This is a genomic window from Flavobacterium sp. 270 (assembly GCF_004368785.1).
Classification (GTDB): Bacteria; Bacteroidota; Bacteroidia; order Flavobacteriales; family Flavobacteriaceae; genus Flavobacterium.
Genome location: NZ_SODM01000001.1, coordinates 835,008 through 854,178, shown reverse-complemented (window position 1 = coordinate 854,178; position 19,171 = coordinate 835,008). Strand labels below are relative to the sequence as shown.

General features: G+C 33.9%; 16 protein-coding genes. 8 read left to right on the top strand and 8 right to left on the bottom strand.

The features are described 5' to 3' along the window. The first annotated feature begins 20 nt into the window (after positions 1 to 20). The 8 genes from EV144_RS03635 to EV144_RS03600 all read left to right on the top strand — a co-directional run bounded on the left by EV144_RS03635 (position 21) and on the right by EV144_RS03600 (position 13,433). A complete protein-coding gene (locus tag EV144_RS03635; protein WP_134146280.1) occupies positions 21 to 3,023 on the top strand; it encodes a SusC/RagA family TonB-linked outer membrane protein in 3,003 nt (1,000 codons plus the stop codon). A gap of 4 nt (positions 3,024 to 3,027) precedes the next feature. After that, positions 3,028 to 4,509: a RagB/SusD family nutrient uptake outer membrane protein gene (locus EV144_RS03630; RefSeq protein ID WP_134146278.1), complete on the top strand. Its 1,482-nt coding sequence runs from the start codon at positions 3,028 to 3,030 to the stop codon at positions 4,507 to 4,509. A 76-nt stretch (positions 4,510 to 4,585) separates the two neighbouring features. Beyond that, positions 4,586 to 5,950, top strand: a complete 1,365-nt coding sequence (locus EV144_RS03625) for a glucoamylase family protein (RefSeq protein ID WP_134146276.1) — start codon at positions 4,586 to 4,588, stop codon at positions 5,948 to 5,950. 10 nt (positions 5,951 to 5,960) lie between these two features. Then, entirely contained in the window at positions 5,961 to 6,674 is a 714-nt protein-coding gene (locus EV144_RS03620) for a prolyl oligopeptidase family serine peptidase (protein WP_134146274.1), read from the top strand. Positions 6,675 to 6,684: 10 nt separating this feature from the next. Further along, complete coding sequence (gene bglX / locus EV144_RS03615) at positions 6,685 to 8,985, top strand: beta-glucosidase BglX (RefSeq protein WP_134146272.1); 2,301 nt, start codon at positions 6,685 to 6,687, stop codon at positions 8,983 to 8,985. A gap of 121 nt (positions 8,986 to 9,106) precedes the next feature. After that, positions 9,107 to 9,886, top strand: a complete 780-nt coding sequence (locus tag EV144_RS03610) for a glycerophosphodiester phosphodiesterase family protein (protein ID WP_134146270.1) — start codon at positions 9,107 to 9,109, stop codon at positions 9,884 to 9,886. An 81-nt stretch (positions 9,887 to 9,967) separates the two neighbouring features. Then, positions 9,968 to 11,875, top strand: coding sequence for a discoidin domain-containing protein (locus tag EV144_RS03605; RefSeq protein ID WP_410501174.1), 1,908 nt, complete (start codon positions 9,968 to 9,970; stop codon positions 11,873 to 11,875). A 169-nt stretch (positions 11,876 to 12,044) separates the two neighbouring features. After that, positions 12,045 to 13,433 (top strand): M20/M25/M40 family metallo-hydrolase, encoded by a 1,389-nt coding sequence (locus tag EV144_RS03600; protein ID WP_134146266.1) that lies wholly within the window; start codon positions 12,045 to 12,047, stop codon positions 13,431 to 13,433. Positions 13,434 to 13,649: 216 nt separating this feature from the next. On the opposite strand, the gene EV144_RS03595 is transcribed toward EV144_RS03600, so the two are convergent. The 8 genes from EV144_RS03595 to EV144_RS03560 form a co-directional block, all read right to left on the bottom strand. After that, the gene (locus EV144_RS03595; protein ID WP_134146264.1) at positions 13,650 to 13,955 is read right to left on the bottom strand and encodes a hypothetical protein; all 306 of its coding nucleotides are present in this window, start codon (positions 13,953 to 13,955) and stop codon (positions 13,650 to 13,652) included. A 4-nt stretch (positions 13,956 to 13,959) separates the two neighbouring features. Further along, positions 13,960 to 14,412 (bottom strand): hypothetical protein, encoded by a 453-nt coding sequence (locus tag EV144_RS03590; protein ID WP_134146262.1) that lies wholly within the window; start codon positions 14,410 to 14,412, stop codon positions 13,960 to 13,962. A 92-nt stretch (positions 14,413 to 14,504) separates the two neighbouring features. After that, on the bottom strand, positions 14,505 to 15,179 hold the full coding sequence (locus tag EV144_RS03585) for a YiiX family permuted papain-like enzyme (RefSeq protein WP_134146260.1): 675 nt from the start codon (positions 15,177 to 15,179) through the stop codon (positions 14,505 to 14,507). Positions 15,180 to 15,291: 112 nt separating this feature from the next. Further along, on the bottom strand, positions 15,292 to 16,197 hold the full coding sequence (locus tag EV144_RS03580) for a hypothetical protein (RefSeq protein ID WP_134146258.1): 906 nt from the start codon (positions 16,195 to 16,197) through the stop codon (positions 15,292 to 15,294). 18 nt (positions 16,198 to 16,215) lie between these two features. Then, the gene (gene kdsA, locus EV144_RS03575) at positions 16,216 to 17,034 is read right to left on the bottom strand and encodes a 3-deoxy-8-phosphooctulonate synthase (RefSeq protein ID WP_026982277.1); all 819 of its coding nucleotides are present in this window, start codon (positions 17,032 to 17,034) and stop codon (positions 16,216 to 16,218) included. 327 nt (positions 17,035 to 17,361) lie between these two features. Continuing rightward, positions 17,362 to 17,802 (bottom strand): hypothetical protein, encoded by a 441-nt coding sequence (locus tag EV144_RS03570; protein WP_134146256.1) that lies wholly within the window; start codon positions 17,800 to 17,802, stop codon positions 17,362 to 17,364. 150 nt (positions 17,803 to 17,952) lie between these two features. After that, positions 17,953 to 18,405, bottom strand: coding sequence for a 2-dehydro-3-deoxyphosphooctonate aldolase (locus EV144_RS03565; protein WP_134146254.1), 453 nt, complete (start codon positions 18,403 to 18,405; stop codon positions 17,953 to 17,955). 78 nt (positions 18,406 to 18,483) lie between these two features. Then, positions 18,484 to 19,164: a lysoplasmalogenase gene (locus EV144_RS03560; protein WP_134146252.1), complete on the bottom strand. Its 681-nt coding sequence runs from the start codon at positions 19,162 to 19,164 to the stop codon at positions 18,484 to 18,486. Positions 19,165 to 19,171: the final 7 nt, after the last annotated feature.

Here is a 19,171-nt window from a genome sequence, read left to right as displayed (position 1 = left end):
ACTTAAACGATACATTCTGTATGAAAAATTTTATTTTTAGCTTTTTAGCGCTCCTTCTGCTGCCAGCGTATATGTCTGGACAGACAATAAAAGGAAAAGTTTTAGATAGCAGCGGCATGGGAGTACCTGGTGCAATAATAAGTGCTCCAGAATCCAGAACTTCTGCTGATGCTGATTTTGATGGTAACTTTGCCATTAATGCAAAAGTTGGAGAAACTCTAAAAATCTCTATGCTTGGTTTTGACTCAGTATCTGTACCGGCGACCGCAGGTGCAATGACAATCACATTAAAAGAATCTGGTGATACTGCTCTAAAAGAAGTAGTAGTAATTGGATACGGTACGAGAAAGAAAATTGATAATACTTCTGCTGTCAGCTCAATCAAGTCAGAAGAAATTACCAAAATGAAAGTCTCAAATGCTTCTCAGGCAATACAAGGTAAAGCTGCTGGTGTTCAGGTAGCGACATCAGATGAGCCAGGAAGTAAGCCTTCAGTTGTTATTAGAGGTGTTGGTACCGCATTAGGAGGAAGAAGTCCTTTATATGTAGTAGATGGTATGCCAACGGATAACATTAATAATATCAATACTAATGATATTACTTCTTATGAAATTTTAAAAGATGCTTCTGCTCTTGCTATTTATGGTACAAGAGGTGCAAATGGTGTAATCATGATTACAACTAAAGCAGGTAAAGGAAAACTAACCGTAGATATAGATAGCTATGCAGGTTTTAGAACACCTTTAAAGAAAGTTAAAATGGCAGATAGTGCGCAATACGTACAATATAGTAATGCAGCGTTAATAAAAGATTACCCAAGCGGAAGATTTTCTGCAAATCAGCCTTATAATACAAACTGGTTTGACGAAATTACAAGAACAGGAACTTATACTCAAAATAACGTTTCGCTTTCAGGCTCATCAGAAAATATTAAATATTTCTTAAGTGCTGGTAATTACGAAGAAAAAGGTATTCTAAACGGAACAGATTACGGTCGTAATACTTTTAGAAGTAATAATGAATTTAAAATTTCAGACAGATTAAGATTAACTCAGAATTTTAGTGTGAGTTCAATCAAAAATACGCCTAAACCATTAAGTGCATTTACTTCAGCATACAGACAATCTCCATTAGTTCCTGTACGTTTTCCTGACGGAAAATATGGTGTGCCTTTTGATTCAAATGGTATAGTTTCAGAAACAGGAAACTCATTCAATTCAGTAGGAAACCCAGTTGTTGCATTAGATTATGCTAACGAACAACAACAAACAGTTATCTTACAAGGTGGATTGAAATTGGATTTTGACATTACAAAATCATTAAAATTTACTTCACAATTTAATGCTGAATATTATACTTACAAGCAATATAATTATGTTGATAATTTAGCACTTTGGTTAGCTGCAGATCCTAGCAGAGTAGCGTCAGGATATGATACAAGCAGTTTAAATAAAAACACATTAACGAGAAGCAGAGATCAATATTTCAACTGGAATTTATCAAACTACTTAACGTATAATAAAGTTTTTGGTGAAATACATGATGTTGAGGTTACAGCTGGTATCGAGTCTAATGTAACTGGAACAAGAGAAAAATTAACTATTGACAGAAAAAATGTAGATCCAAATTCTAATTATTGGTCATTAGAAGGAGTGAATGTTGCGTCTTCTGTAACAGGTTATAAAGATGAAGCTTTGAATCAAAGAAGATTGGCTTCTTACTTTGGACGTTTTCAGTACAAATTAATGGACAGATATTTATTAACGGGTACTTTAAGACATGACGGATCTTCTCAATTTTCTAAAGACAATCGTTGGGGAACTTTTCCATCTGTTGGTTTAGGATGGATTGTAACAAAAGAAAGCTTTTTATCTGATGTAAAAGGATTGAATTTATTAAAACTTAGAGGTTCTTGGGGTAAATTAGGAAATCAAAATGTACCATTAAATGTGCAGTCATTTACTTCTGGATTAGATTACAATGGAGTTTCTGGTATTACTATCAACTCTCAAATTGATCCAAATTTATCTTGGGAGATTGTAGAAGAATCTTCTGTAGGTTTAGATTTTGAAGTATTAGACAGCAGATTAAAAGGAACTTTTGATGTGTATGACAAAAACACTAATAATGCAATTTTAAATGTTAAGCCATACTCAACTTCAGGAATTACATTAGAATCTCCAACACACGTAGGAGAAGTATCTAACAAAGGTTATGAAATCTCATTACGTTGGGATGACAAAATCACAGATAACTTAAGTTACTGGGTAGGAGGAAATTTCTCTCATAACAAAAATGAATTGACTAGTCTAAAAAATGTTCAGTTAGCTACAACTAATGGAGGTTCTTTAGGAAACGGTCAGGTTACTAAAATATTAGATAATACTTCTGTAGGCAGATCTCTTGGTAGTTTCTACATATACGATTATGCTGGTGTAGATCCTGCAAACGGACAAATGTTATATTTTAACGCAAACGGTGATAAAGTTGCTCAGGGAGCTTTAGACCAAAACCGCGATAGAAAATATATGGGTTCTGTATTGCCAACAGCGAACTACGGAGTTACTCTTGGATTAAATTATAAAAATATCGACTTCTCTGTAGACGGTTACGGTACAGGTGGAGCAAAAGTGTACAACGGTAAAAAAGCACAACGTTTTTACGGTGAGAATATAGAAGCTTCTTTAGCTACAGATTTCTGGACACCAACAAATACAAATGCTTCAAATCCAGCACCATTTAACCAAGTTCCAGTAGCATCAAATTACTATTTAGAATCAGCAGATTTCTTTAGAATCAACAACATTACTTTAGGATACAAACTGCCTTTAAACGAAGATAATTTTATCAGTTTCTGTAGAATTTATGTAAATGCAATGAATCCATTCATCACTCAGAAATTCTCAGGATTTTCGCCAGAAGTTTTAGGAGATGGTGAATTGGTTAAAGGAACTCAAGGAGTTGAGTTAGATGCTTACCCGGCATTAAGATCATTTGTTATTGGGGCTAATTTAAAATTTTAATATTATGAAAAGATTATATATATCACTCTTTGTACTTTCTGGATTATTTTTTTCAGGATGTTCAAACGAATTTTTAGATGTAGATCAAACTGCAACTATTCCTGCTGACCCTGAATTAGTTAATAGTAATGAGGGAGCAACTACCATGATAAATAGTGTTTATAACATATTTTTAGCTTGGGACATGTCTTCTTTTGCATGGAACGGAGCAACAAGTATTATTTCTGATGATGCAGACAAAGGATCTGATCCGGGAGACACAGGTACAGATAAAGATGTTTTGGATGCTTTAACTTATAATGCTTCAACACCTTCATTTCAAAGTATTTGGGATTATAATTATGCAGGAATTAATAGAGCTAATCAGGCAATAGCAATGTTGCCAAAATTAGATCAGGTAACTCCAGCTTTAAAAACAAGATTAGACGGAGAAGCTAAATTTTTAAGAGCTTTTATGTACTTTACTTTGGTAAAAGGATTTGGCGGAGTGCCAATCGTAGATCATTTACCAATTCCTGGTAATGATGAAGATAGAATTATGCAGTTAACACGTAAAACTACAGCTGAAGTTTATGCCTTTATAGAAAGTGACTTAAATACAGCAGCTCAGGAATTACCATTAAAATCTACTTACACAGGAGCAGATGTAGTAAGAGTATCTCAGGGATCAGCTTATGCATTATTAGCAAAAGTAAATTTGTACCAAAAAAACTGGCAGAAAGTTATTGACAACTGTGATAAAGTTACAGGATATTCTTTAGTGTCTGATTATTCTATACAGTTTAAAAAAGAAGGAGAATTTGGTCCAGAATCAATTTTTGAAATCAACGGAATTGGTACAACTTCTTCTCCAGGATTCGGAATCGGAAATTACAGTGTTTCTCAAGCGCCAAGAGGTGCTGGAGGATGGGGATGGGGATTCAATACTCCAACAGAAGGACTTGCTAATGCATATGAAGCAGGAGACGTTAGAAAAAATGCAACAATTATTTTTAGAGGAACAACTTTGTACGATGGTAGAGAAGTACCTTCAACCGTAAGTAATCCAAGATATAATTATAAAGCTTATTCTTCTGCATTTTACAATCAGGAATTTACAGACACCAATCTTAGATATTTAAGATATGCTGAAGTTTTATTAATGAAAGCGGAAGCTTTAAACGAATTAGGACAAACTTCTGCAGCAATTCCTTATTTAAATCAAGTAAGACACAGAGCAAATTTAGGAGATACTCCGGCGGTTTCTCAGGCAGACGTAAGAACTGCAATCTGGAAAGAAAGAAGAGTAGAACTAGCTTTTGAGCATGACAGATGGTTTGATCTTATTAGAACAGGACAAGCAGCAGCAGCAATGAAAGCTGATGTAAGCCCTAGTTTTCCGAACGGAAAAACTTTCGTAGTTGGTAAACACGAATTGTATCCAATTCCATCATCATTCCTACAGCAAGCTGCAGGTTTATCATCTCAAAACCCAGGCGGTTATTAATTAAAATCTTTAAATCACTTCCTTCAAATTCTGGAGGAAGTGATTTTATTTACCATATTAAAATTAAACTTTAGAAATGATTAGATTTTCACTCCTATTACTATCGCTAACTTTTTTTAGTTGCGGAGTTCATTCGGATAAAAAAGAAAGTAATACCACTTCTGTAGAGAAACTATCAGACGATCAGTTATTAGACGCTGTTCAAAAACAAACATTCAAATATTTTTGGGATTATGCAGAGCCAAATTCTGGTTTAGCAAGAGAACGTTTTCATCCCGACGGAAATTACCCTGATAATGATAAACATATAGTTACAACCGGAGGTTCAGGTTTTGGACTAATGGCAATTGTATCTGGAATAGACAGAGGATATGTTACAAAAGAAGAAGGAGTAAAAAGATTAGATAAAATTGCTGATTTCCTTGCAAAAGCAGATCGTTTTCACGGAGCATGGTCACACTGGATTGATGGAAATACCGGAAAAGTAAAACCATTTGGGACTAAAGATAATGGAGGAGACTTAGTCGAAACATCATTTTTAATTTCAGGAATAATTACTGTTCGTGAGTATTTAAAAACAGGTAATGAAAAGGAGAAAGCTGTAGCAGCAAAATACGATGCACTTTGGAAAGGTGTAGAATGGCAATGGTTTACCAACAATAAAAATGTATTGTATTGGCATTGGTCACCAACTTATGATTGGCAGATGAATTTTCCGCTAGAAGGATACAACGAATGTTTAATTACGTATATCATGGCTGCATCTTCGCCAACACATTCGATAGATCCAAAAGTATATCATGAAGGCTGGGCAAGAAACGGTGCTATTGTTTCTTCTAATACCAAATATAATCTTCCGTTAATTCTAAAACACAATGGTGCTGCAGAATTTGGAGGGCCATTATTCTGGGCGCATTACTCTTATGTTGGATTAGATCCAAATCAGTTAAGCGATAAATATGCTAACTACTGGGATTTAAATAAAAATCAAGTTGAAATCGATTATAAATATTGTATCGAAAACCCTAAAAAGTTCAAATATTACGGAGCAGATTATTGGGGATTAACGGCCTCATATTCTAGAAACCCTGACGGATCAATAGGTTATGATGCACACATGCCAAGTAATGACAAAGGCGTTATTTCGCCAACAGGAGCAATCAGTTCAATAGTTTATACGCCAAAAGAATCAATTGCCGTGATACGCAATTTATACGAAAATCATAAAAGTGAAACTTGGGGAACTGCAGGCTTTTATGACGCAGTAAGTTTAGAAAATAACTGGACAGCAAAAAGATATTTAGCAATAGATCAAGGACCAGAAGTAGTAATGATCGAAAATTACCGTTCAGGCTTATTGTGGAAATTATTTATGAATGCTCCGGAAGTAAAACAAGGTTTAACAAAACTTGGATTTAAATCAAATAAATACGGAATCTAAAAGCCATTAAATGAAATATAAAATAACATTATTGATACTATTATTTTCGGCATTTGGTTTTGCGCAAAGCGAAACAACTGGAAAACTAAAAACAGTCGTAGTAACCAATTACGAATTAGGTTACGCGCTGTACAAACCAGCAAATACAAAAGATAAAAAGCCATTAATAGTTTTTATTTCTGGTGATGGAGAAAAAGGAACCGACATTGAAAAAGTCAAAATTCATGGCCCATTAAAGTATTTAAAAAGCCACGAATTAGACGCTTATGTTCTCGCTCCTCAATGCAAAGAAGATGAAAATTGGGATACAGAATCCATTTATCAATTGATTTTGAAAATTCAAAAAGAAAATAAAATAGATTCAGAAAGAATATATGTTACTGGTTTGAGCTCAGGAGGCTGGGCATCATGGAATTTGGCTTTTGCACATCCCGATCTATTTGCCGCAAACGTACCTGTCGCTGGCTTTGTTGATTTAATTCAGTTAGAAGAAGTTTGTAAAATAGCCAATATTCCAACCAGAATTTATCACGGATTAATGGATGATGTTGTAAAAGTAGATTATGCAATAACCGTTTACAAAGAGCTAAAAAAGTGCAATGCCAAAGATGTGCAATTGACTATTTTTGATGATGCCGGCCACGACAGCTGGACAAGGGTTTATGACAATCAGGCTATTTATGACTGGATGTTTAAGCAGAAAAAAACAAATACGAACAAATAAATATAATAGAATGAAAAACAAATTAGTCTTACTTTTTTTAGGATGTGCTGTTTTGGGTTATGCTCAAAAGAAGAACACTAAAACTACAGTGAAAATTAAACCAAAGTCTGAATTTGTAGCAGAGTTAATTTCAAAAATGACTTTAGACGAGAAATTGGGTCAGTTAAACTTGCCGACATCAGGAGATATTACTACAGGTCAAGCGAACAGCTCAAATGTAGCAAAAAATATTGCTGAAGGTAAAGTGGGAGGTTTGTTCAACATTAAATCAGTTCAAAAAATTAAAGAAGTACAAAAAATAGCTGTTGAACAAAGCCGTTTAAAAATTCCGTTGCTTTTTGGAATGGACGTTATTCACGGTTACGAAACAACATTCCCAATTCCGTTAGGATTATCTTGTACCTGGGATATGGGTTTAATCGAAAGAAGTGCTCAGATTGCTGCTCAGGAAGCAAGTGCAGACGGTATCAACTGGACATTTTCGCCAATGGTAGATATTTCTCGTGATCCACGTTGGGGAAGAGTTTCTGAAGGTTCAGGAGAAGATCCGTATTTAGGAAGCCAAATTGCAAAAGCAATGGTAAATGGATACCAACAGCATGATTTGTCTAAAAACAACTCTATTTTATCTTGTGTAAAACACTTTGCTTTATACGGTGCTCCAGAAGCAGGACGTGATTATAACACTGTAGATATGAGTCACATCAGAATGTTTAATGATTATTTTCCGCCTTACAAAGCGGCTGTAGATGCAGGTGTAGGTTCTGCAATGGCATCTTTTAATGAAATCGACGGAATTCCTGCAACTGGAAACAAATGGTTAATGACCGATGTTTTAAGAAAACAATGGGGTTTTAAAGGTTTCGTAGTAACCGATTTTACAGGAATCCCTGAAATGATCGAACACGGAATGGGTAACTTACAAGACGTTTCTGCTTTAGCATTAAACGCTGGTGTAGAGATGGATATGGTTGGAGAAGGTTTTTTAACAACATTGAAAAAATCTTTAGACGAAAAAAGAGTAACTATCCAAACAATCGATAATGCTGTACGATTAATTTTAGAAGCAAAATATGATTTAGGTTTATTTGAAGATCCATACAAATATTGCGACGAAAAAAGAGCAAAAACTGAAATTTTTACAACAGCAAGCAGAAAAGAAGCACGCCAAATCGCATCGCAGTCTTTGGTTTTATTGAAAAATCAAAACCACGTATTACCGCTTAAAAAATCGGGAACTATTGCACTTATCGGACCATTGGCAGATGCAAAAGAAAATATGCCGGGAACTTGGAGTGTTGCTACAAGAATGGAAAATGCAATTTCATTGTTAGCAGGAATCAAAGAAGTAGGAGGAAAAGATACTAAAGTTTTATATGCAAAAGGAAGCAACTTAGATTACGATGAAACTTTTGAAACGAACGCAACAATGTTTGGTAAAACCTTACACCGCGACGGACGTTCTAAAGAAGAATTATTAGCAGAAGCTTTAAAAGTGGCGAATCAATCTGATGTAATTGTTGCTGCACTTGGAGAATCTGCAGAAATGAGCGGAGAATCTAGCAGCCGTACAAAATTAGAAATTCCACAAGCACAAAAAGACTTATTGCAAGCTTTAATTAAAACAGGAAAACCAGTTGTTTTAGTATTATTTGACGGTCGTCCTTTAGTAATAAATGAAGAAGAAGCAACAGTTCCAGCAATTTTAAATGCTTGGTTTGCAGGAACAGAAGCTGGATATGCAATTGCAGATGTTTTATTTGGAGACGTTAATCCTTCAGGAAAATTAACAACAACTTTTCCAAGAAGCGTAGGACAAGTGCCAATTTATTATGCACACAAAAATACAGGAAGACCACTTTCTAACACAGAAGGAAAATTTGAAAAATTCAGATCAAATTATATTGACGAAAGAAACGAGCCATTATTTCCATTTGGATTTGGTTTAAGTTATACCACTTTTGATTATTCAAATGTGAAAATTTCATCAGATAAAATGAACTTTACAGGAAAAGTAACCGTTTCTGTTGACGTTACGAATACAGGAAATTTTGACGGAAAAGAAACAGTTCAATTATACATTAGAGATTTAGTTGGATCGGTAACAAGACCGGTTAGAGAACTAAAAGGATTTCAAAAAATAACGCTTAAAAAAGGCGAAAAACAAACGGTGAGTTTTGATATCACAGTAGAAGATTTAAAATTCTATAATTCTGATTTACAGTTTATAGCAGAACCTGGAAAGTTTGATGTTTTTGTTGGAACAAATTCAAACGCAGATAAGAAAGTTAGTTTCGAGTTAACTAAATAGTTGGTTTATTTATTATTGATCGGCCCTTCGTTTGGTTAGCGAAGGGCTTTTTTTTAAAAGAAAAACAAGTAAAAGAAGAATTATTTTTCTTCTGATAAATAGAATTTAAACTTATTATACAATGAATACTTTTAAAATACTTTCAGTTAATCTTTTGATATTGATTATTTTTTCATCCTGTAATGTCGAAAAAACGGGTATCGTTGCTCATCGCGGCGCATGGAAAAAAAACAACCTTCCGGAAAACTCAATTGCATCGCTTAGACACGCAATTGATATGAAAAATGCAGGTTCAGAGTTTGATGTCTGGATGACAGCCGATGATTCGCTTGTAATAAATCACGATGCGCATTATAATAAAATGCTGATTGAAGAAACCAATTATGCTGACTTGCAGAAATTTAAACTTTCAAACGGAGAGAAACTGCCGACTTTATACGAATACATTTCTGAAGGAGAGAGAAATAATAAACATACACTTTTGGTCTGCGAAATAAAACCATCAGAAATCAGTAAAGAGCGAGGAAAAAATACGGCCTTGAAAACGGTTGAAACTGTAAAAAGGCTTAAAGCAGAAAAAAATACCATCTACATTAGTTTTGATTATGACATTCTAAAACAAATAAGACTAGTAGATAATAAAGTCGTTTTGCAGTATTTAGAAGGAAATAAATCTCCAAAAGAAGTAAAACTAGATAATATTTCTGGAGTTGATTATCATTTTTCGGTTTTCAAAAAACATCCGGAATGGATAAAAGAAGCAAAAGACAATAAAATTATTCTAAACGCCTGGACAGTAAATGAAGCTGCTGATATGGATTGGATTATTGCTAATAAATTCAATTACATAACCACAAACGAACCTGAACTTCTGGAACAAAAACTGAAGAATAAAAATTAACCTATGACAGCCTTAATTCTCTTAATACTATTAAAGCTTTTGGTAATCATAAAAAATTAGATAATGAAAAATACATTTTTAATGCTTTCAAAAGGAATTTTGTTGCTTTTGATTGGCTTTAACACTACTATTTCGGCGCAAAAAACTGCCGGAAAAACAGAATGGTTCGATCCCAATAGACCGGCGACAACTTATTGTAATCCTATAAATATTGGGTACAATTTTACAACCAAAAATCACAACGGTATTCCAGAATCGCGTCGTTCGAGTGCAGATCCCGTAATTATTACCTACAAAGGAGATTACTATTTATTTGCCACCAATCAGGCAGGATTTTTCTGGAGCAAAGACATGTCAGATTGGAACTTTGTTTACGGAAGTTTCCAAAGAAATCCCGGTGACGATGATCAATGTGCGCCTGCTGCTTGGGTAGTAAACGATACGCTATTTTATGTAGGTTCGACTTGGCAAAAAGATCACCCGGTTTGGAAATCTGCAGATCCAAAATCAGGAAGATGGACAAGACATGTAAATAGAGCAATGCTGCCAACATGGGATCCTGCAATTTTTCAGGATGATGATAAAAAAGTATATATGTACTACGGTTCAAGCGGAAAACTGCCGCTTGTAGGCGTTGAGGTAGATTACAATACTTGGCTTCCAAAAGGAAATCAAGCAGATTACGCACCGCTTTATGCAGCAACAGAAGTAGAAGATATTCAAAAGCCTTACGGACAAGCAAAAGCCGTTGTTAATTTAGATCCTGCCTCGCATGGCTGGGAGCGTTTTGGTCCAAACAATGATATGGAACCTGCACCGTGGGGAAATTTTATTGAAGGCGCATGGATGACCAAACACAACGGAAAATATTATATGCAGTACGGAGCGCCGGCAACCGAGTTTAAAGGTTATGCAAATGGTGTGCATGTTGGAGACAACCCGCTTGGACCATTTACTTACCAAAAACACAATCCGATGTCTTATAAACCTGGAGGTTTTGTAATAGGAGCCGGACACGGAAATACTTTTGCCGATAATTTTGGAAATTACTGGAATACAGGAACTTGCAAAATTTCTATAAAAGACCGTTTTGAGCGTCGTGTTGATATGTTTCCTGCCGGATTTGATAAAGATGATGTAATGTATTCTATTACTTCTTACGGCGATTTCCCGATTGTGTTGCCAACAAGTCAGCGCGATCAGACGAAAGGAGCTTCTTCTGGATGGATGTTGCTTTCGTATAAAAAACCGGTAACCGTTTCTTCTTCTGAAGATTGCATGGAAGTAGAAACGCACCGAGTAGATAACGGGGGTAAAAAAGTATATGAAAAGTTTTGCTACGGCCCGGAAAATCTTACCGATGAAAACATTCAAAGTTATTGGTCGGCAAAAACAAGCGATTCTGGCGAATGGTTACAACTTGATTTAGGAAGAAAAATGGAAATTAATGCTTTGCAAATCAATTATGCAGATCATAAAGCAACACAGTACAATAAAGCGATGGACATTTATTATCAATATAAAATCTTTATGTCTGATGATGCCCAAAACTGGACATTAGTGGTTGATAAATCCAATAATGATAAAGATGTTCCGCATGATTATGTTGAATTGTCAAAAGCAATCAAAGCGCGTTATATCAAAATGGTGAACATTCATAATGCTTCCGGACTGTTTGCTGTTTCTGATTTTAGAGTTTTTGGAAATGGATTAGCAGATAAACCAAAAACGGTTTCTAATTTTAAAGTGAATAGAAATGCAGCTGATTCCAGAAACGCGATGATTTCGTGGAAAAAACAGGCAGATGCCATTGGTTATAATATTTATTACGGAATTTCTCCAGATAAACTATACAATAGCATAATGGTTTATGGAGATGAGTCTTATGATTTTAGAGGTTTGGATAAAGGAACAAAATATTACTTTACAATTGAACCTTTTAACGAAAATGGAATTGGAACAAAAAATAAGATTATAGAAGTAAAATAATTTTCTTTTATTGAAATTTAAAAACCTCAAACAACAAACTAAAAATTTGTTATTTGAGGTTTTTTTTTGAGAATTGGTTTAAGAAAAGGGGTCTGAATTGTAAGGAATTTTGTTCCTTTGTCTTGCTTACAAAAAAAGTAAGCAATAACCCAAAAATGCTATAAAAACCATGAAAAAAACGATTCTTTTAACTGTTTTAGTTTTAAACGGATTGACATCTTTTGCACAGTCAAATGATGAAAAAAACATTAAACTATTTTATAAAAAAGCTTTAACCGAGTCAAAATGCTACAGCTGGTTAGAATATTTATCTAACGATATTGGCGCGCGTTTATCAGGTTCTGCAACTGCCGAAGAAGCAGTTCAATACACTAAAAGACAATTAGAAAGCTTAGGATTGGATAAAGTATATCTGCAAGAAGTAATGGTTCCTCATTGGGTTCGCGGCGAAAAAGAAACCGCTTTTATTTTGAATGGAAAAGAAAAAACGGCTGTGCCTATCTGCGCTTTAGGAGGATCTGTAGCAACTGCAAAAACAGGTCTTACTGCAGAAATAATCGAAGTACAGGGAATTAGCGATTTAGCTGCATTAGGAGATAAAATAAAAGGAAAAATTGTGTTCTTCAACAGACCAATGAACCCAGAAAATATTGAAACATTTGTATCTTACGGAGCCTGTGTTGACCAAAGATTTGCCGGAGCAAAAGAAGCTGCAAAATTTGGTGCAGTAGGAACAATTGTTCGTTCGATGAACTTACGTTTAGATGATTTCCCACATGCAGGAGCACAGAGTTACGGTGATCTTCCAAAAGAGCAATATATCCCGACAGCTGCAATCAGTACAAACGGAGCAGAATTATTAAGTAAATCATTAAAAGTAAACCCGGCTTTAAAATTTTATTTTAAACAATCTTGTCAAACACTTCCAGACGTTTTATCGTATAATGTAATTGGTGAATTAACCGGTACAGTAAATCCTGGAAATATTATGGTTGTTGGTGGCCATTTGGATTCTTGGGATTTAGCAGATGGTTCTCAGGATGATGGAGCAGGAGTAGTACAAAGTATGGAAGTTGTTCGTATCCTTAAAAACTTAAATTACAAACCAAAAAATACAATTCGTGTTGTTTTGTTTATGAATGAAGAAAACGGCGGAAAAGGTGGTGCTAAATACGAAGAAGAATCTAAGAAAAATAACGAAAACCATATTTTTGCTTTAGAAAGCGATTCTGGCGGATTTACTCCAAGAGGATTTTCTATAGAAGCAGACGATGCTAACGTGAAAAAAATACAAGGATTTAAAGATTTTTTTGAGCCTTATTTAGTTCATAGTTTTACAATTGGACACGCAGGATCAGACATTAGTCATTTAACCTCAAAAGCGATTGTAAAAGCAGGTTTAAAACCAGATTCACAACGTTACTTTGATTATCACCACGCAGCAAATGATAAATTTGATGCAGTTAATAAAAGAGAATTAGAACTTGGAGCCGCTACAATGACTTCATTAATCTATCTTATTGATCAAAACGGAATCGAACTTCCAAAAGCAAACTAAGAATCAATTCCTGAAAATAAAAAAAAGCTGCAATTGCAGCTTTTTTTATGCCTTAAAATCTCTAAGTCGACAATCTTGTCATTTCGAGCGGAGTCGAGAAATCTCCGCAAGTAGCTCGACAAAGATTAGATTTTGATTGTGGAGATACGAGTGCGATTTCTCGACTCCGCTCGAAACGACAAGATTGATGTACTAGTTTATTAATATACTTTAAATCTATAATTTCATTACAATTGAATAATACAAAAAAGTAATAGGAATGTTAGAAAGTAAAATCAGGATTTTAATTCCAATATCCATTCGTTGTTCTGGAAGTTTGATAAAGTTATCTACTAAATGAAAGAACATTATCGCATTAAGAAACAGCATCGAAGCTGCAAAAGGCGAAGCAAGAACCAAAATGTTAGAACTTTCATTAGAAACCATGTACAGCACAAACAAAATGGTAGTGATTACTAAAGTTCCAATAGTTAAGTCAATAGACTGCGTTTCTTCAAAAGGTTTTCTATTAATTGATTTCATAAGATTAGATTTTAAAAGTTTTTTGAATCGTTTCTATAGGCATGTGCAGCATGTTAGAAAAATTCAGATAATAAAAAGAATGTGCGCGGTATCCTTTTTTAAATTGCTGCATGAAATAAAAAAAGGATTTAGGATAAAAAGGTGTTCCGGATAAGATCACTAAAAACAAATACAAGCTCTTTTTTCCGTTTCCCAAAAGATAGTATTGCATTCCAATTTCTTCAGTTACAGAAACACCTGTTTTTGTCAGGACATGAATGATGTCGTGATCTTCTAATTTTTCCTGTATTTCAAAATGATTTTTATAAAGAAAATTTCCCAGAGCATATCCCAAACTATATTCTGGATAATCTAATAATTGAGTTTTGTCAATATTCCACGGTTTATTCTTTTTAAAATATTTTTGATACGGCTTTTTTGTGCTTTCGTATAACTGCTCAATTATTTTGTCTTTCATTTTGGGTTGGTTTTTTTTAAAAGTTCTTTGAATTTCAAAGTAAAATAGTAAATAAAAAAGCTAATAGGATTTGAATTAGCTTTTTATGGTGTCTAATAAGTATTAATAACAGTAACTAATAATTTTGAATCGTCTAGGTTAGAAGGAGAAACCACTTTTTCGTCAAGTGGAATATCGTTTCCATATCTTTCTTTTAAGATTTTTTGCACCCTTTCATCTTCCAAATTAAAATCTTTCAATTCGTGTAAATCACATAGCTCAACGCCAGCGCCATTTTTGTAGATTTTCCAGATCAATTCAGAACAATAAATTCTAGTGTCCGTCCATTCAAAATAAGCGTCATATTCTTTGCCCATAAACGTATTGGCGTAAGTCTTCATTTTTTCAAGGGTTTGTGCATTTAAAACGGTCGCAGAATTTTTCAGTCTTTTTACCACATATTTGCTATCTCTGCCGTGTTTAATCCAATCTTCAAGCAATGTGAGTTTTACAGGCTGTACAGCTTCAAAAACAAATTGTCTGCCATTAATAATAAAGATAATACCACAGTGAGAAAACTTAGATTTTGTTGCGATTCTCACCGCTTCGCACTGTTTTGATTCCGACGTTTGAAAAATAATATCTCCGTCCTGAACTTGACTTAAAACTCCCGTTGCGGTTTTGTTTTTCCCAAACGAATCCATCGGAAAGACCTGCATCGTAACGTACAATGCGCAAGCAAAACTAATTAAGAAAGTAACGACAAGAAAATATTTTGACTTTTTCATTTTATATTTTTAAAAGTACAATTAAAGTACTTTGAGTTGCAAAGTAAATGATAAAAAAAATAGCTGCCAAATAAAATGACAGCTATTTTTAAAATATAAATTAGAGTATTTTTTAGAGTCTAAAAATTCCTCCAAACATAATAATTCTTTGAAAGAAGAAGAAATCCTGAGAAGCCTTATCTTCATTACTTTGCGTAGTTCTAATATCCTGCATGTTGATGTAACCGCCTTTTAATTCTCCTTGTACATAGAAATACTTGAAGAAAGTAAAGTTGATACCTGCTTTTGCAGATAAGCCATAACCAGAAACGTGAAAATCATCATGACGTTCTTTTCCTAAAAGAGTTGCATTTGTTTTCGGCATTAAAACCCCAGCACCCAAACCTTCAGTTAAACTAATCTGAACTTTATCTGTATTTGGTAAACTAAACAATTTTGAGATATCATCATGTCTGGAAACCTCAGTATTAATGTAGTTTAAACCATCTGTATGCTCATACATTAAAAAAGCAGGAACACCTGGTTGAGTTGCACCTTTTTCATAACCGCCTTCAATAGCACCATTTTGAGACATATCTACAGGCGTATTATTGTAAACTCCATTATAGATAGAACCAGATTGATCTGCAGGTAAATCGATGTTTCCGGTAACATTTGCAATCTGATTCTGAGTCATCACGTATTTCATGTGATCTAAACCAACAGTAACACTGTAGTGATCGCTAAAAAAATAACCTAATCTAAGATTAGTCTGCGGAATCGTCATATTCGCCGGATTGATGTAATCAACATGCCAGCCTTTTGGTTTATCGTGAGCCTTCATGTTTTCAACTGTAAAGTTGTAATCTTTACCTCTGAAATTCACATCAGATTTAGTAAAACTATCTCTGTTACCACCCCATGACACAAAGAATTTTCCTTTATTGTGAGCTGTATATCTTTCTACTGTAACTTCTTCTTGTGCAAAAGTGTTTAATGAAAAACCTAATAGAACAAAAAATAAAAATTTTGTTTTCAATGAACTTAGTATTATAATTTAAAATGAGTTAACTGTTTTTCTGATAGCAACCAACTTGGTCATTAGGCCTTCAAAATAGTCTAAATGTAACATGTTCGCGCCATCGCTTTTAGCATTAGCAGGATCAAAATGAGTTTCGATAAAAATACCGTCAACACCTACAGCAATACCAGCTTTGGCAACTGTTTCGATCATATCTGGTCTACCGCCTGTAACACCCGCTGTTTGGTTTGGCTGTTGCAAAGAATGCGTAACATCCAGAACTGTAGAAGCATATTGCTGCATAGTAGGAATTCCTCTAAAATCAACAATCATGTCCTGGTAGCCAAACATAGTACCACGATCTGTAACCATTACGTTTTCGTTGTGGCAGTCTAATACTTTTTGTACCGCGTGTTTCATACTTTCAGGACTCATAAATTGTCCTTTTTTCAAGTTTACCACTTTTCCAGTATTCGCAGCAGCGACAACTAAATCGGTCTGACGTACCAAGAAAGCCGGAATTTGCAAAACGTCTACATATTGTGCAGCCATTTCAGCATCTTCATTCGTATGAATATCTGTAACAGTAGGAACATGAAAAGTTTCAGATACTTTTCTTAAGATTTTTAATGCTTTTTCGTCACCAATTCCAGAGAAGCTATCAATTCTAGAACGGTTTGCTTTTTTAAAAGATCCTTTAAAAACGTAAGGGATCTGAAGTTTGTCGGTAATACCAACTAATTTTTCAGCAATTCTAAGAGCCATTTCTTCTCCTTCAATGGCACAAGGCCCCGCTAGTAAAAAGAAATTGCCGCTATCAGTATGCTTAATTTGTGGAATATGTTGTATGTTCATAGTATGAATTTTTTGACAGTGCAAAGGTAGTTATGATTTATGATTTAGAGATGAAGATTTAAGTTTTTTTTATGAATACAAAAGTTAAAATTGTAATACTTTTCTTTAAAATATATTTTTTACCAATATCTATTCAAAAGCTTGCGTTAGTCGCTCTGCCCAGTCAGGAAAAAATAGATTTTAGACAAAAATGATTTCCACTTCTATCAGGACTAGACCTTAGTGGAATTATGAGAAATTAAGTTAATTTTATTTAGAATATTTGATTATTAAGAAGACTTAATATACGTATGTGCACGAGCGGGACGCTCGCGCTAGCGATAGAAATTAAGTTAATTTTTGTTGCTTCTTATAATAAATCCAAAATAGAATTTGTCCCAGATAGAATATAGTGTTTATAAATACAGTTATAAAAGTTATTACTTTAATGTGTACTATTAAATTTTCAGGATTATCTGAATTAAAATTAAAAATTTCATAAAGATTTAATTTTGCAGCTAAGATTGCTGGAATAGTTAATAAAAAATAGATTATGGCTTTTTTTACACTTACATCAGTAGATATTTTTGAAAGTTCCCATAAAAAAATACAAACAAATAGCAGAATAAAGAATTTAACTACAGCTCCTGAAGGATATATTGTAGTATTCCAGCCAGGTATTATAGATGATAAAAAATCAGAATCAAAAGATGAAAGTATAATGGAGTAAGGAAATGCAAAAAGCAATAAAACGATAAAAATTATAAAAGCTGTTTTTGTTTTAATCATGTTATAATTATTGCAAAGTTGAATTTAGCATCCTTACGTGCACGAGCGGGACGCTCGCGCCAGCGAAAATACAATGACTGTCTTGTCATTAAATAGGTTTACATATCGCTAGCGCGAGCGTCCCGCTCGTGCCCGCAATCAAAATTAAATCTAGTCTTTCTTCAAACTCAATCCCATCGGAACCATTAAAATTCCTTTTTCGTAAATGTTTAAATAAAGTTTAGCAGGTTTCTTTTGACCTTCCCATTTTAGTTCGTAAACATTTAGAAAACCAGCGCCCATATTGCTTCGTTTGGTCGGGAAAGGGCAACAGGTTTCTAATTTTGTATAAGTGATTTTTTCACCGTTTGGACCTGCTAAAGCGTTTAGGAAACGAGTTTCGTTTAAAGTTTCATCATTAGTATTTCTGTAAAAAATATTGACAGGATAGTCGGGATCAAAACCGTATTTTTTGTCTGTAGCAAAAAGTGTAATTGCAAAAGTATTGTTTTGCTTTAAGATCAAATCCGGTGCATTGTCATCTACATTTTTCAAAGTAGATTTTGTGCTGATGCAAGAAGCAGTTGAAAGAATTAAAACGATAAAAAGTGTTATTTTTTTCATGTTCAAAACGTATTTTGTATTGCAAATGTAAGTAGTAAAATCATTTTATTTCATTAATCTAAATTAAGAAAGAACAGATTAAACCTCGACACGGTTAGTATTAAGTTTTATGATACCAATTACAATCAGATATTGTGCCACAAGATAAGTTAACATAATAAAAAAGGGACTTTTTTCTATAGGAGAATGAAATTTATTTACTGCCAGAATACTATCTGAAATTACAAAAAACAGCGCTCCTAAAAAAACATAATTACGTCCGGATTTTTCCCAAACCAAAAATCCATTAAAAGCAAACAAAAGCATTGTAGAAATAATACTGGCATAAACAATTACCGGAATTTCTAAATCGCCCAAAGTCGGCATTAAAAAAGAGATCATCCCGATTAAATAAACTGCAATGGTAATACTTCCGATGATAAATAAAACTTTGTTTCTTTTATTCTGAGTTTTGGTTTGTTTATTAAATAGAAGGCAGTAGAAAAGGTGAGAAATTAGAAAGGAAACCAATCCTAAAATAAAATAGATTTCGGCAATATCGGCAAAAAGTAAAACCACATCGCCAATCCATGAAAAGAGTAAAGCTTTTAGAAGTGTTTTTCGCAAGCGAAATTTAGGCTGAAAATAAACTCCAAAACCTAAAAGCGGAATTAAAATTGGTTTTAGAAATAAATCGAAACTCTCATATTGTAAAAATAATATCAAAAGATAAAAGATACTAAACGCAATGTAAATTTTAAAATATAAAGAGTTTTTCATAATAGGG